At 61.5% G+C, this 12,957-nt stretch carries 14 protein-coding genes; 5 read left to right on the top strand and 9 right to left on the bottom strand.

Annotated features, from left to right (window positions below; translation table 11 throughout):
• Window positions 1–21: 21 nt before the first annotated feature.
• The 7 genes from HQ912_RS25600 to HQ912_RS25570 all read right to left on the bottom strand — a co-directional run bounded on the left by HQ912_RS25600 (window position 22) and on the right by HQ912_RS25570 (window position 5,272).
• Entirely contained in the window at window positions 22–1,152 is a 1,131-nt protein-coding gene (locus tag HQ912_RS25600) for an AGE family epimerase/isomerase (protein ID WP_047227341.1), read from the bottom strand.
• Between the two features lie 180 nt (window positions 1,153–1,332).
• The gene (locus HQ912_RS25595; RefSeq protein ID WP_047227342.1) at window positions 1,333–1,905 is read right to left on the bottom strand and encodes a HupE/UreJ family protein; all 573 of its coding nucleotides are present in this window, start codon (window positions 1,903–1,905) and stop codon (window positions 1,333–1,335) included.
• A 45-nt stretch (window positions 1,906–1,950) separates the two neighbouring features.
• A complete protein-coding gene (gene ureG / locus HQ912_RS25590) occupies window positions 1,951–2,565 on the bottom strand; it encodes an urease accessory protein UreG (RefSeq protein ID WP_047227343.1) in 615 nt (204 codons plus the stop codon).
• A gap of 9 nt (window positions 2,566–2,574) precedes the next feature.
• The gene (locus tag HQ912_RS25585) at window positions 2,575–3,249 is read right to left on the bottom strand and encodes an urease accessory protein UreF (RefSeq protein WP_076382884.1); all 675 of its coding nucleotides are present in this window, start codon (window positions 3,247–3,249) and stop codon (window positions 2,575–2,577) included.
• Window positions 3,246–3,746, bottom strand: coding sequence for an urease accessory protein UreE (ureE, locus tag HQ912_RS25580; protein ID WP_047227345.1), 501 nt, complete (start codon window positions 3,744–3,746; stop codon window positions 3,246–3,248). The genes HQ912_RS25585 and ureE overlap by 4 nt, the downstream gene beginning before the upstream one ends.
• Window positions 3,747–4,017: 271 nt before the next feature.
• Complete coding sequence (locus tag HQ912_RS25575) at window positions 4,018–4,650, bottom strand: TetR family transcriptional regulator (protein ID WP_047227346.1); 633 nt, start codon at window positions 4,648–4,650, stop codon at window positions 4,018–4,020.
• Window positions 4,651–4,807: 157 nt separating this feature from the next.
• Window positions 4,808–5,272: a hypothetical protein gene (locus HQ912_RS25570; RefSeq protein ID WP_047227347.1), complete on the bottom strand. Its 465-nt coding sequence runs from the start codon at window positions 5,270–5,272 to the stop codon at window positions 4,808–4,810.
• Between the two features lie 386 nt (window positions 5,273–5,658).
• Here HQ912_RS25570 and HQ912_RS25565 point away from each other — a divergent pair, with 386 nt between their 5' ends.
• On the top strand, window positions 5,659–7,734 hold the full coding sequence (locus HQ912_RS25565; RefSeq protein ID WP_076382880.1) for an AsmA family protein: 2,076 nt from the start codon (window positions 5,659–5,661) through the stop codon (window positions 7,732–7,734).
• A gap of 109 nt (window positions 7,735–7,843) precedes the next feature.
• Here the strand turns inward: HQ912_RS25565 and HQ912_RS25560 are convergent, their stop codons facing one another.
• Together HQ912_RS25560 and HQ912_RS25555 are read right to left on the bottom strand one after the other, a co-directional pair.
• A complete protein-coding gene (locus HQ912_RS25560; protein WP_047227349.1) occupies window positions 7,844–8,374 on the bottom strand; it encodes a bacterioferritin in 531 nt (176 codons plus the stop codon).
• Between the two features lie 56 nt (window positions 8,375–8,430).
• Window positions 8,431–9,372 carry a LysR substrate-binding domain-containing protein gene (locus tag HQ912_RS25555; RefSeq protein WP_047227350.1) on the bottom strand — a complete coding sequence of 314 codons (942 nt, stop codon included), beginning with the start codon at window positions 9,370–9,372 and terminating at the stop codon, window positions 8,431–8,433.
• A gap of 138 nt (window positions 9,373–9,510) precedes the next feature.
• On the opposite strand from HQ912_RS25555, the gene HQ912_RS25550 reads away from it, so the two are divergent.
• The 4 genes from HQ912_RS25550 (at window position 9,511) to HQ912_RS25535 (ending at window position 12,858) form a co-directional block, all read left to right on the top strand.
• A complete protein-coding gene (locus tag HQ912_RS25550) occupies window positions 9,511–10,149 on the top strand; it encodes an FMN-dependent NADH-azoreductase (RefSeq protein ID WP_047227351.1) in 639 nt (212 codons plus the stop codon).
• A 69-nt stretch (window positions 10,150–10,218) separates the two neighbouring features.
• Entirely contained in the window at window positions 10,219–11,109 is an 891-nt protein-coding gene (locus HQ912_RS25545) for an esterase/lipase family protein (protein WP_047227352.1), read from the top strand.
• Window positions 11,110–11,322: 213 nt separating this feature from the next.
• Window positions 11,323–11,613: a PsiF family protein gene (locus HQ912_RS25540; protein ID WP_047227353.1), complete on the top strand. Its 291-nt coding sequence runs from the start codon at window positions 11,323–11,325 to the stop codon at window positions 11,611–11,613.
• 231 nt (window positions 11,614–11,844) lie between these two features.
• Window positions 11,845–12,858 carry an AI-2E family transporter gene (locus HQ912_RS25535; protein WP_047227354.1) on the top strand — a complete coding sequence of 338 codons (1,014 nt, stop codon included), beginning with the start codon at window positions 11,845–11,847 and terminating at the stop codon, window positions 12,856–12,858.
• Window positions 12,859–12,957 lie beyond the last annotated feature (99 nt).

Genomic DNA, 12,957 nt, shown 5'->3' with positions numbered 1-12,957 from the left:
CCCGCGATAGCGATTTACCGGTCAGGCCAGATAATCAGCCAGCCCGCGGTAGCAGGTCAGTAGGTGATACGGCGTGGTCGATGGCATGTCCTGGCGGCTGACAGTGCCGTCGGCGTCCAGGCATTCGTTCCAGCCTTTGGCATGCAGGAAGTGCTGCTGCAACGCCCGTAGTTGATGCAGCAATGCGCCCTGATTGCCCGGGCGTAATGTCAGTGCCCGCAAATATTCCGCCTGAGCCCAGATGCGCTGGGTGGCGTCCCGCGGTACCTGTGATCCCAGGCTCAGCATGGCGCACACCGCGCCGGACTGCGGGCTCACGCCTTGCTGTTCGGTACGGCTGAAGCTGCTATCAAGGGCTGTGTGCAACTTGCCGCCGCGCAACAAGGGCGATGAGGCCAGCAAGTAATACCACTCGAACTGATGGCCTGGCTCAAACCAGTTATCCACAGCCTTGACCGGTTTCTCCATCATGACGCGCTGCTGCGGGTCGATGAAGTGCTTGAACATGGCATCGCACAGGGCCAGCAATGCCTGGCGCACGTTGATGTCGTCGCGAACCGAGAGGGTGGCGAGGAAGGCTTCGGCCAGGTGCATCAACGGGTTTTGCAGCGGGCCGGATGCGCGGGTCGACCAATCGCGTCCCAGGCTGGCCTCGTAAAGGCCGTCTCCGGTCGCAAAGCGCCGGGCGATGACTTCCAGGGCCGCGTTGAGTACCGACTCCACCAGCGGCTCGCGAACCTTGCTCCAGTAATGGGCGCAGGCAAACAGGATGAAAGCGTGGGTGTAAAGGTCTTTGCCGGTGTCCAGCGGTACGCCTTGGGGGTCAATGCTGTAGAACCAGCCACCATGTTCGCCATCATGGAAGTGCCGCTGCAGGGAGCGGAACAGTGCGCCAGCCCGTTCTTCGGCCTGTGGCGCTTCGCCGATCAGGCTGGCGAACACGTATAGCTGTCGCGCACAGGCCATCGCCCGGTAGCGCTGGGGCTCGAGCGGCTTGTGCCGGGTATCGAGGGATTCATAGGGCAGCGCCAGCTCGGCATTCCATCCCGGGCCTTGCCACATCGGCACGATCACGTCGTGAAAGTGCTGACGTACCGTGGCGAACAGGGCAGTCAGTTCAGGTGCAGGAGCGGGGCGGGAAGCATCGGGCATTGGTGGACGTCGTCACGGCTGGAGGGGTGATTGCGCGACATGGTAGCAGAGTGGCAAGTTCGAGAGAGGCGAGGCCTTCCAGTCCGTCATCGCGAGCAGGCTCGCTCCCACATTTATTGGCGTATGCCATACCCTGTGGGAGCGAGCCTGCTCGCGATTAGCCTTGATGGGTGCTGAAAATCAACCCGCCAACAACCACACTCCAGCCGCCGCCGAACCCGCTCCGGCCAGACGCACCAGAGGGGCGGCCGCTTGCGGCAAGACGCGAACCACGGCGTAGCCTGCGCCATGCAACGCCGCCGTCGCCGCGACAAAACCGGCCGCATAAGCCCAAGGGCTTGTCATGTCCGGCAGTTCCAGACCATGGGCCACGCCATGGAACAGCGCGAACACCGCCGTCGCGCCAATCGCCAGGCTCAGCGGCGGGCGCACCGCCAGTGCCACCGCCAGGCCCAAGGCCAGCACCGAGGCGGCAATCCCGCTTTCCAGCGCAGGCAGGTCCAGGCCTTCAAAGCCCAGCAAACCGCCGATCAGCATGCTGACGACGAAGGTGCACGGCAGCGCCCAGCGCGCCGCGCCTTGTTGTTGGGCGGCCCACAAGCCGACCGCCAGCATGGCCAGCAGATGATCCAGCCCGCCGATGGGGTGACCGAGGCCGGCCATCAGGCCGTTATCGCCATGGCCAGGGTGAGCAAAGGCCAAGGCCGGGGTCAGCAACAGGGCGAGGGCGCCAAGCAGGCGTTTGAATGTCATGGATAAGCTTCCTTGTTGAGCGTGTGAACAGTTGAAGTTGAAAAATCAGGCGGCGGTCAGCAGGCCCTGGCGTTCGATGAAGGCGATGATCTGCTCCAGGCCCTGGCCGGTTTTCTGGTTGCTGAACACGAACGGCTTGCCGTTGCGCATCCGACGGGTGTCGCTGTCCATCATTTCCAGGGACGCACCCACCAGTGGCGCCAGGTCGATCTTGTTGATCACCAGCAGGTCGGATTTACAGATGCCCGGTCCGCCTTTGCGCGGCAGCTTGTCGCCGGCCGAGACATCGATCACATAAATGGTCAGGTCCGACAGCTCTGGGCTGAAGGTCGCCGAAAGGTTATCGCCGCCCGATTCCACCAGGATCAGATCCAGCCCCGGAAACCGTCGGTTCAATTGATCCACGGCCTCAAGGTTGATCGAGGCGTCTTCGCGGATCGCCGTGTGCGGGCAACCGCCGGTTTCCACGCCGATGATCCGCTCCGGCGCCAAGGCTTCGTTACGCACCAGAAAATCGGCATCTTCACGGGTGTAGATGTCGTTGGTGACCACCGCCAGGTTGTAGCGTTCACGCAGGGCCAGGCACAGGGCCAGGGTCAGGGCGGTTTTGCCGGAGCCTACCGGGCCGCCGATACCGACGCGCAGAGGTTGTGTATTCATGAGGGTCTCCTAGGAACGGAACAGGCGGCTGTACTGGCGCTCATGGGCCATGCACGCCAGGGACAGGCCAAACGTGGCGCTGCCGTAATGGTCGGGATCAATGTTCGAGGCGTTGTGTTGAGCCTGTTGCAGCAGTGGCAGCAGTTCGCTGGTCAGGCGCTGGGCGGCTTGCTGGCCCAGGGGCAGGGTCTTCATCAGGACGGCCAACTGGTTTTCCAGCCAGCTCCATAACCAGGCGGCCAGGGCGTCCTGGGGGCTGATGTTCCAGGCGCGGGCGGCCAAGGCCCAGCCCAGGGCCAGGTGCGGTTCAGTACGTTGTTCAAGAAAGCGCCGTGCCGCGGCATCGAGTTCCGGCAGGCCGCCCAGCAACTGCTGCAACGAATAACCCATCTGCCGACTTTCCTGATGCAGCTCGCGGGTTTCCCGGCTGGCGCGGTGTTCCTCGCAGTGTTGCAGCAAGGCGTCCCAGTCGTCGGCGGCGGCGGCGGTGCAGTGGGCCAGTAGCAAAGGCGCCTCGAAGCGTGCCAGGTTCAACAGCAACTGATCGCTGATCCAGCGACGGGCGTCGTCGCAGGTTTTGACCTGGCCGTTATCCACTGCCATCTCCAATCCCTGGGAATAGCTGTAGCCGCCGATCGGCAATTGCGGGCTGGCCAGACGCAGCAGCGCCCACGCCGGGTTCATGTGCGTACGCCGAACTGATGCAGGCGTGGCGCGTAGTTGAAATCTTCGTCGCCGTGTCGGGAATGATGATGGCCGCCGCCATACGCGCCGTGTTCCGGTTGGAACGGAGCCTCTATGTTTTCGGCACTGGCACCCAGTTGCTCGAGCATCGCCTTGAGCACGTAATCGTCCAGCAGGCGCAGCCAGCCATCGCCCACTTGCAGGGCGACATGGCGATTGCCCAGGTGATAGGCCGCGCGGGTCAGTTCAAATGCATTGGCGCAGGTGACATGCAGCAATTGTTCGGGGCGGGCGCAGACGCGCACGATGCGTCCGTCTTCAGCTTGCAGGCATTCGCCGTCGTATAACGGCGGCTGACCTCGCTCAAGGAACAACCCCACATCTTCACCCTCGGCACTGAAACAGCGCAGGCGGCTTTTGCTGCGGGCGTCGAAGGTCAGGTGCAGCTCGGCGTCCCAGCGGGGTTGAGTGTCGATTCTGCGGTGAATCACCAGCATCGGAGTGCTTCCAGCAATGAACGGTGCTGTGTTTAGAGCAAGGGGCTTGCCAATCGAAGAAGGTGTAGGAAATAGCTGGGACGGCGTTTCAGGATGGGGCGGATTGCGTGCCGTTATGGTGCGCTTGTCGATATCGCGCACCATTTTGCAGCTTTCGCGAAACACTGTGGGAGCGAGCCTGCTCGCGATATCAGTGCATCAGAAAATCAACGCTGACTGACCCACCGCTATCGCGAGCAGGCTCGCTCCCACAAAGGAAACGTCTCGGTGGCTACTCGGTACTGCCCAGCCCTTGCCAATGTTTGAGGCCAATAAAGATGAACCGCAGTTGCTGGGTAATCTTCGCCTGGGGCGTGAGGTGTTCGGGGAGAGCGTGAGCGGGTGGGTCGATAATGTCAGGCAGGGTGGCGAACACGCTTTTGACGATCAGGTCGGCCATTACGCTCAAAGCGGCAAGGTCCAGGTGCTGCAACTTGGGCATCAATGCCAGGTCGGCGGCCAGGTCCGAGCTGATGCCTTCACGCAGACAGGCGATGGCCTTGCGCACGGGCAGCGAGCCGCCGTATTGCTCACGGGCCAAAAACAGGAATTGCGAACGGTTGGCTTGGACCACGTCGAGGAAAATACGCACGGAGGCATCAATGATGCCGCCCATGACGAATTCGTTGTGGCGTACCAGCCGGATCGTTTCGCGAAAGGTCTGACCGACTTCGCTGACCAGAGCCAGGCCCAGTTGGTCCATGTCGTCGAAATGCCGGTAGAACCCGGTGGGTACGATGCCGGCGGTCCTGGCGACTTCGCGCAGGCTCAGGCTGCCGAACCCTCGGCCGCACTCCATCAAATGACGGGCTGCATCCATCAAGGCATTGCGGGTCTGTTGTTTCTGTTCGGCGCGGGGCAGCATCGCAGGGCTGACTTCTGATTCACGGAAGCGACGCACTCTAGCAAATCGGCTTTGCCGACGTCGAACGGTAGAGGGGGATATAGCGGGGAAAACGAGGTTCTCGGAAAGTCAAAAGCCCGATTGCAGGAATCGGGCTTTTTTCCAGGCCACCATGGGCTCAGCTCACTGCGCTGTTGCGTTCGATCACACGGTCACCACCACCTTCGGCAATGGCGCCCTGTGGGGTGCGCTCGTAGCCACCTTCAACCAGGCCTTTTTCTTCCAGGCGGTCACGGCCACCTTCAGCGACTTCCTGACCCTGAGGGGTACGTTCGTAGCCACCTTCAGCCACTTCCTGGCCCTGAGGGGTACGTTCGTAGCCGCCTTCGGCTACTTCTTGACCTTGAGGGGTACGTTCGTAGCCGCCTTCAGCTACTTCTTGACCTTGAGGGGTACGTTCGTAGCCGCCTTCAGCCACTTCCTGACCTTGACGGGTCTGGTCGAAGCCATCTTCAGCAACGGTCTGGCTATAGACCGAACGGCTGTCTTTAACCTGCGGCGTGGCTTGTTCGGAGGCTGGCAGTGCGAAAGCAGTGGAGGCCAGCATTGAAAGGGTGAGGCTCATCAGTAATTGGCGTTTCATGATCATTGCTCCTTGGGAGGGCGATAAAGTGGGTACGGAGGCAATGCTACTCTCGATAAGTCGATATAAAAGTTCATAAAGGCAATGGTAATAATCAACGGAATTGATTGTTCTGTGGAAAGGCTCTAGAACGGGCCTTTGCGAGGCGTGGTTTTGCACCGCAGTGGGTATTTTGTACCCATTGATGCCACGCAAAAGTGCGGGGGCGGTAACAGGTAGTTGGCGGTTTGGTCAGGATTTTTTCAGTTTTTTGTACCGCCCGTCGCCCAAAGTGTTAAACCAGTTGGCCGTATCGCCAGTCCTACTCTTCACAACGAGCCGATTACAGGCTCGTGTTTCCAAGGCGTCGCCGTCCGGACGCAGATTTGTCATCAGGAGCCTTGTGCATGACGCGCACCTCAAAAATCTTCGCCTGGACCTTCGCCAGCCTTGTTTTCCTGCTGGCCGTATTGGTGCTGGTCATCGCGTTCTTCGATTGGAACCGGATAAAGCCGCCGCTCAATGCCAAGGTTTCCGAAGAGTTGCATCGCCCGTTCGCCATCAATGGCAACCTGGCGGTGGTCTGGCAGCGCGAACCGCTGGAAGGCGGCTGGCGGGCCTGGGTGCCGTGGCCCCATGTGGTGGCCGAAGACTTGAGCCTGGGCAACCCGGACTGGTCGAAAACTGCGCAAATGGTCACGCTCAAGCGCGTCGAATTACGCATTTCGCCCCTGGCCTTGCTGGCCCGGCGAGTGGCAATTCCCCGCATCGACCTGACCGAGCCCGACGCCAACCTGCAACGCCTGGCCGATGGTCGCGCCAACTGGACGTTCGAGTTCGATCCGAAAGACCCCGACGCCGAGCCGTCCAGCTGGGTCGTGGACATTGGTACCATCGGCTTTGACAAAGGCCATGTCACTATTGATGACCAGACGCTGAAAACCCGCCTGGACCTGTTGATCGACCCGTTGGGCAAACCCATCCCGTTCAGCGATATCGTCGGCGACAATGCTGCGAAAAAAGCCCGGGACGCAGGTGCGGCTCCCCAGGATTATGCGTTTGCCTTCAAGGTCAACGGCCAGTACCACGGGCAGAACCTGGCAGGCTCCGGCAAGGTCGGTGGCCTGTTGGCTCTGCAGGATGCCTCGCAACCTTTTCCGTTGCAGGCTCAGGCGAAGATCGGTGATACCCGTGTCGAACTGGCCGGCACGCTGACCGACCCGATGAACCTGGGGGCGCTGGATCTGCGCTTGAAGCTGGCCGGGAACAGCCTGGCCAATCTTTATCCGCTGACCGGCGTGACCCTGCCGGATTCGCCGCCCTATTCCACCGATGGCCGCCTGATCGCCAAACTCCACGAGCCCGGCGGGGCACTGTTTCGTTATGAGGCCTTCAACGGCAAGATCGGCGATAGCGATATTCACGGTGACCTGGCCTACGTTGCCAGCCAGCCGCGGCCAAAACTCAGTGGCGCGCTGGTGTCCAATCAACTGTTGTTCAGCGACCTGGCCCCCCTGATCGGCGCCGATTCCAACGCCGAACAAAAGGCCCGAGGCGGCGCGAGCAAACAGCCGTCCGACAAAGTGCTGCCCGTGGAAGAGTTTCGTACCGAGCGCTGGGGCGTGATGGATGCCGATGTGGAGTTCACTGGCAAACGAATCGTCCACAGTGAGCAGTTACCGTTCACCGACCTTTACACGCATCTGGTGCTCAACGACGGCCAACTAAGCCTTGAGCCCCTGCGCTTCGGTGTGGCCGGTGGCCGGCTCGACGCGCAGATCCGCCTCAACGGCCGCACCCGGCCCCTTGAGGGACAGGCGAAGCTGACGGCGCGGGGTTTCAAGCTCAAGGAGTTGTTCCCCGGTTTCGCGCCGATGAAAACCAGCTTCGGTGAGCTGAACGGCGATGCCGATATCACCGGCCGTGGCAATTCGGTGGCGGCGTTGCTGGGCACCTCCAACGGCACGTTGAAAATGCTCATCAACGACGGCGCCATCAGTCGGGAGCTGATGGAACTGGCGGGGCTGAACGTCGGTAACTATGTGGTGGGGAAAATCTTTGGCGACGAGGAAGTGAAGATCAACTGCGCGGCGGCGGACTTCGACATCAAGACCGGCCTGGCGACCACTCGCCTGTTCGTGTTCGACACGGCGAACGCGATCATTTATGTCGATGGCACGGCGAACATGGCCACCGAACAACTGGACCTGACCATCACTCCGGAGTCCAAGGGCTGGCGCTTGATTTCCCTGCGCTCGCCCTTGTACGTGCGCGGCACCTTCGCCAAGCCCGCGGCGGGCGTCAAGGCCGTGCCGTTGATGCTGCGTGGGGCCGGGATGGTGGCGCTGGGCGTCATTGCCGCGCCGGCGGCCGGGTTGTTGGCCCTGGTTGCGCCCAGCGGTGGCGAGCCGAACCAGTGTGCGCCGTTGCTGGAGCAGATGAAGGCCGGCAAGGCACCGGTGACGGTCAAACCAACCCGCTAGCCAGGCTTTGCGGTGAGGTTACTGGCCCCATCGCGAGTAGGCTCGCTCCCACATCGACCGCGACAGGACACGATTCAATGGGGGAGCGAGCCTGCTCGCGATAGCGGTATTACAAATCGGCCAGGATGTCGGCCATGTCATCGGCATGCTCTTCTTCCTGAGCCAGGATGTCTTCGAAGATTCGCCGGGTGGTCGGGTCCTTTTCGCCGATGTACTGGATGATTTCCCGGTAGCTGTCGATGGCGATCCGTTCGGCGACCAGGTCTTCGTAGACCATTTCCTTGAGGGTGTTCCCCGCCACGTACTGGGCGTGGGAGTTACGGGTTAACAGGTCGGGGTTGAACTCCGGCTCGCCGCCCAACTGCACAATGCGCTCAGCGAGCTTGTCGGCGTGTTCGGCTTCCTGGTTGGCGTGTTCGAGAAACTCGCTGGCCGCCACGCTGGCCTTGAGGCCGGTGGCCATGAAGTAGTGGCGCTTGTAGCGCAGCACGCACACCAGCTCCGTGGCTAGCGCTTCATTGAGCAGGCGAATGACTTCCGGTCGATCGGCGCTGTAGCCCTCGGTCACCGCGCCGTTCTGCACGTTCTGCCGTGCCCGTTCGCGCAGGGTGGTTACATCGGATAGGTGCATGTCACTCATAGCATTCTCCTGGAGGCTGATCCGGTAGGGCGTCACGCTCTGTTGGCGTGATCGCTCTAAATCTGAGTGACGCGATCCTCGAAAAGTTTTACCGAATTTTTCAGTGCATGAGCGGACTGCCGCGCCTCTTCCTCCAGCCACTGGAAGAATGCCCGCACCGGCGGATGGCGTTCACGGCCTGGAACGCACAGGGCACTGTAGCCAGCGCCGTTGACCTGAATCTGCGGCCGATAAGCCACCAACAGGCCACTGGCGAGGCTTTCGGAAGCGAGGATGTTGCTCGCCAGTACCAGGCCTTGCCCGGCTATCGCCGCTTGCAGGGCGTAATGCTCCTCATCGTACTCGCGCATGCAAGGTTGCCGGGCCAGCCAGGTTTCGCCGGCCTGAGCGCACCAGGCTTCCCAGCCATGGGCATACAGTTTGGAATTGTGCCAGCGCACGCTGATCAGCGTGGGCTGCCTCTGCGCGGCCAGGGCCACTTGTTCCGGCGAGCCGTACACGCCGAAGTGTTCATCGAAAAGGCACAGGCCGTACAGGTTCGGGTAGCTGTCCAGGCTGTAGCGCACCACCAGATCGACGCTGGCGTCCTGATGCAGATCGACCACTTCGCAGTGGGTGTCCAGGCGCACGTTGATATTCGGATGACGCGCATAAAACCGGCCCAGGCGCGGCACCAGCCACAGGGTGGCAAACGCTGCGGTGGTGGACAGTGTCAGGTGAGTGTTGGTGCGTTGCGGGCGCAGGGTGTCGACGCTTTGCGCCACTTCCAGCAGGGCCCCGTGCAGGCTGTGGAACAAGCGTTGGCCGCCGTCGGTGAGCCGCACCTGGCGCGGCTGGCGTTCGAACAGCTGCACACCTAGCCAGGTTTCCAGGGCGCGGATCTGATGGGAAACCGCTGTGGGTGTCACCGACAGCTCCGCCGCCGCAGCCTTGAAGCTGAGCAGCCGTGCGGCAGACTCAAAGGCCCGCAGTGCGTTGAGGGGCAGCGTGGCAAACATTACTGATCTCCTGAAGTGCCATGGGTGAAATTAACTCATCTTGCGTGACGAGCCCTCATTTGCCCGGCTACCGCGTTGGACATCAAGCTTTAAGCCGAAAGGTTCTATTGATTGTAGTCGCAACCCAAGGAGATTCAGATGAGCAAAATTCTTGTCGTGCATGGCAGCCCTCGTGGCGAGCGTTCTCACTCCCGACGCTTGACCGAAAGCTTTGTCTCGGCCTGGCAGGCGGCCCATCCGCACTCCCAGTTGAGCCGGCGCGAAGTGGGGCGCACCGTGATTCCTCCGGTCAACGAAGCGTTCATCGCGGCGGCGTTCTACCCCGAACCGCAAGCCCGACCGTTGACCATGCAGGCGGATCTGGCACTCAGTGATGCATTGGTGACGGAATTGCAGGCCCATGATCGGTTGGTCATCTCCGCGCCCATGCACAACTTCAGCGTGCCCAGCGGTGTAAAAGCCTGGATCGACCAGATCGTGCGGATCGGGCTGACGTTCAACCACAGCCTGGATAACGGTGTGTCGCAGTACGAACCGCTGGTACTGGGCAAGAAAGCGCTGATCGTGACCAGTCGTGGCGACTTCGGTTTCGGGCCGGGTGGTCAGCTTGAAGGGATGAACCACGCCGACACGCTGCTGCGCACCGTGCTGGGTTTTATCGGTATCACCGATGTGACGGTGGTTGCCGCCGAAGGTGAGGAGTCGGCTGAGCGCAGTTTCGCCCAATCCTGTGCCGAGGCCGAGCAACGCTTGCTGGGGTTGGCGCAGACGTTCTGATGGCGCGGGTGTCATAGACTGGTCATCATCGATACCGATGCTGACCACCTATTGATCAAGGATGTCGCCATGTCACAACAGTGCGCCACTCGTTACCCGCTGGTGCTGGTCCCCGGAATGCTCGGGTTCATTCGTCTGGTGCTGTATCCGTATTGGTACGGGATCGTCTCGGCGTTGCGCCGGGGTGGGGCAGTGGTGGTTGCTGTGCAGGTGTCACCGCTGCACTCATCCGAGGTGCGCGGCGAGCAGTTGCTCGCGCGGATCGAGGAGATCCTCACGCAAACCGGTGCGCAGAAGGTCAACCTGATCGGCCACAGCCAGGGCGCCCTCACGGCACGCTACGCGGCGGCCAAGCGCCCGGACCTGGTGGCATCGGTCACTTCGGTGGCCGGCACCAACCATGGGTCCGAGCTGGCTGATTACCTGCAGGCCCATTACCCGGCCAACAGCGCCAAGGGTCGCCTGCTCAGTGCTTTGCTGCGGTTGATCGGCGCCCTGATGAGCCTGCTGGAAACCGGTTATCGCGGGCCCCGGTTGCCGGTGGATATCCAGGCGTCCCACGCCTCTCTCACTACCGCGGGCGTGGCCCTGTTCAACCAGCAGTATCCCCAGGGCCTGCCGGAAACGTGGGGCGGGAACGGACCGGAAGTGGTCAATGGCGTGCGTTATTACTCCTGGTCCGGAACCTTGCAGCCAGGCAAGACCAACAGGGGGCGTAACCTGTTTGATGGCACCCACCGGAGCTGCCGGCTGTTCGCCCGCACTTTCGTGCGTGAGGCCGGGCAGTGCGACGGCATGGTCGGGCGTTACAGCTCGCATTTGGGCACGGTGATCGGCGATGACTATCCGCTGGATCACTTCGATATCATCAACCAGTCGCTGGGGCTGGTGGGCAAGGGCGCCGAGCCGGTTCGCTTGTTCGTCGAGCATGCGCAGCGGTTGAAGGCTGCCGGCGTGTAGGGCTTCAGGTCGGGTTGTCCGTCATCGCGAGCAGGCTCGCTCCCACATTCGGATTGGGTTTCTTCTGGCGGAGTGCGGTCAACTGTGGGAGCGAGCCTGCTCGCGATGACGGTCAATCAGGCACGGAAATTCGCGCAGATGAAGGTGTAACAGGCGTTGTCTACACTGCACCTCATCGCCGTACCCATCGTGCGGCAGCCAGGAGAAAACATCATGAAGATGCTGCGTGTTCCTTTGTTGGTGATCGGGTTGCTGCTGTCTTCCCAGGGTTTCGCCGCCACGGCCCAACAGAACAAGATGACCACCTGCAATGCCGACGCCACCGCCAAGGCCCTCAAGGGCGACGAGCGCAAAGCCTTCATGAGCAACTGCCTCAAGGCCACCCCCGTCGATGCCAGCACCCCGCAGGAACGCATGAAAACCTGCAACGCCACGGCCACGACCCAGGCACTGAAAGGCGATGCGCGTAAAGCGTTCATGAGTGAGTGTCTGAAGAAAAAATAACCGCCGGGATTTTTTCAGACGGTGAAGGCCTCATCGCGAGCAGGCTCGCTTCCACAGTTGATTTGCACTGCCCGGTCCATTGTGGGAGCGAGCCTGCTCGCGATGGGGCCGGCAAAGGCGCTACAAAAAACACCTGCACTGTGATCGAGGTCAGCCGATACAATCCCTAGTGCTGTTGGTGGAACGCTGGCAGACTGCCGATCCTTTCACGCCGTTTTGTTCTGAGGCTGTATGCCAACGTTTTCTCAGCGTCATGTCTTGTTGGTGATCAGTTGGGTGATCATTTTTGGTGGGTTGTTGCTGGTGCTGCCACTGCGCCTGTTGCCGAGCCTTTTGGCCGGTTTGCTGGTGTTCGAGCTGGTCAACATGCTCACCCCGCAGTTGCAACGGCTGATCGAGGGCCGGCGGGCCCGCTGGTTGGCGGTGGCGCTGCTGGGCACGCTGGTGGTCAGTGTGCTGTCGTTGATTTTCGCCGGGGCCTTCAGTTTCCTGCTCCATGAGGCGGAAAACCCTGGCGCATCCCTGGACATGTTCATGACGGTGGTCGACCGCGCCCGGGGGCAGTTGCCACCGTTCATCGACGCCTACCTGCCGGCCAGCGCGGCCGAGTTTCGGGTGGCCATTGGCGACTGGATGAGCAAGCACCTGAGCGAGCTGCAGTTGGTGGGCAAGGATGCGGCCCACATGTTCGTGACGTTGTTGATCGGCATGGTCCTGGGGGCTATCGTCGCCCTGCAGCGCATCCCCGACCTGACCAAGCGCAAGCCCCTGGCGGCGGCGCTGTTCGACCGTCTGAGCCTGTTGGTCAAGGCGTTCCGCAACATTGTGTTCGCCCAGATCAAGATTTCCCTGCTCAACACCTTCTTCACCGGGATTTTCCTGGCGGTGGTGCTGCCGCTGTTCGGCATCCACCTGCCGCTGACCAAGACCCTGATCGTCATGACGTTCCTGTTGGGGCTGCTGCCGGTCATTGGCAACCTGATGTCCAACACCCTGATCACCATCGTCGCCTTGTCGCTGTCGATCTGGGTGGCAATGGCGGCGCTGGGTTACCTGATCGTGATCCACAAGCTCGAATACTTCCTCAATGCCCGCATCGTCGGTGGGCAGATCAGCGCCAAGTCCTGGGAATTGCTCATGGCGATGCTGGTGTTCGAAGCCGCGTTCGGCCTGCCGGGCGTGGTGGCGGGGCCGATTTATTATGCTTACTTGAAGAGTGAGTTGAAGCAGGTGGGGATGGTTTGATCTGATCGGCGTCGCCTGTTCTGACGCCATCGCGAGCAGGCTCGCTCCCACCGTTGAGCGAGTTCCTTCAGAGGGAATGCGGTTCAATGTGGGAGCGAG

This window comes from Pseudomonas sp. MPDS, assembly GCF_013283895.1.
GTDB lineage: Bacteria > Pseudomonadota > Gammaproteobacteria > Pseudomonadales > Pseudomonadaceae > Aquipseudomonas > Aquipseudomonas rhizophila.
This window is presented reverse-complemented; position numbering and strand designations above follow the sequence as displayed.

What these genes read in the sequence shown, in the direction of transcription:
- HQ912_RS25600 (WP_047227341.1), bottom strand. Translation starts at nt 1,152, where the DNA reads ATGCCCGATGCTTCCCGCCCCGCTCCTGCACCTGAACTGACTGCCCTG.
- HQ912_RS25595 (WP_047227342.1), bottom strand. Translation starts at nt 1,905, where the DNA reads ATGACATTCAAACGCCTGCTTGGCGCCCTCGCCCTGTTGCTGACCCCG.
- ureG (WP_047227343.1), bottom strand. Translation starts at nt 2,565, where the DNA reads ATGAATACACAACCTCTGCGCGTCGGTATCGGCGGCCCGGTAGGCTCC.
- HQ912_RS25585 (WP_076382884.1), bottom strand. Translation starts at nt 3,249, where the DNA reads ATGAACCCGGCGTGGGCGCTGCTGCGTCTGGCCAGCCCGCAATTGCCG.
- ureE (WP_047227345.1), bottom strand. Translation starts at nt 3,746, where the DNA reads ATGCTGGTGATTCACCGCAGAATCGACACTCAACCCCGCTGGGACGCC.
- HQ912_RS25575 (WP_047227346.1), bottom strand. Translation starts at nt 4,650, where the DNA reads ATGCTGCCCCGCGCCGAACAGAAACAACAGACCCGCAATGCCTTGATG.
- HQ912_RS25570 (WP_047227347.1), bottom strand. Translation starts at nt 5,272, where the DNA reads ATGAAACGCCAATTACTGATGAGCCTCACCCTTTCAATGCTGGCCTCC.
- HQ912_RS25565 (WP_076382880.1), top strand. Translation starts at nt 5,659, where the DNA reads ATGACGCGCACCTCAAAAATCTTCGCCTGGACCTTCGCCAGCCTTGTT.
- HQ912_RS25560 (WP_047227349.1), bottom strand. Translation starts at nt 8,374, where the DNA reads ATGAGTGACATGCACCTATCCGATGTAACCACCCTGCGCGAACGGGCA.
- HQ912_RS25555 (WP_047227350.1), bottom strand. Translation starts at nt 9,372, where the DNA reads ATGTTTGCCACGCTGCCCCTCAACGCACTGCGGGCCTTTGAGTCTGCC.
- HQ912_RS25550 (WP_047227351.1), top strand. Translation starts at nt 9,511, where the DNA reads ATGAGCAAAATTCTTGTCGTGCATGGCAGCCCTCGTGGCGAGCGTTCT.
- HQ912_RS25545 (WP_047227352.1), top strand. Translation starts at nt 10,219, where the DNA reads ATGTCACAACAGTGCGCCACTCGTTACCCGCTGGTGCTGGTCCCCGGA.
- HQ912_RS25540 (WP_047227353.1), top strand. Translation starts at nt 11,323, where the DNA reads ATGAAGATGCTGCGTGTTCCTTTGTTGGTGATCGGGTTGCTGCTGTCT.
- HQ912_RS25535 (WP_047227354.1), top strand. Translation starts at nt 11,845, where the DNA reads ATGCCAACGTTTTCTCAGCGTCATGTCTTGTTGGTGATCAGTTGGGTG.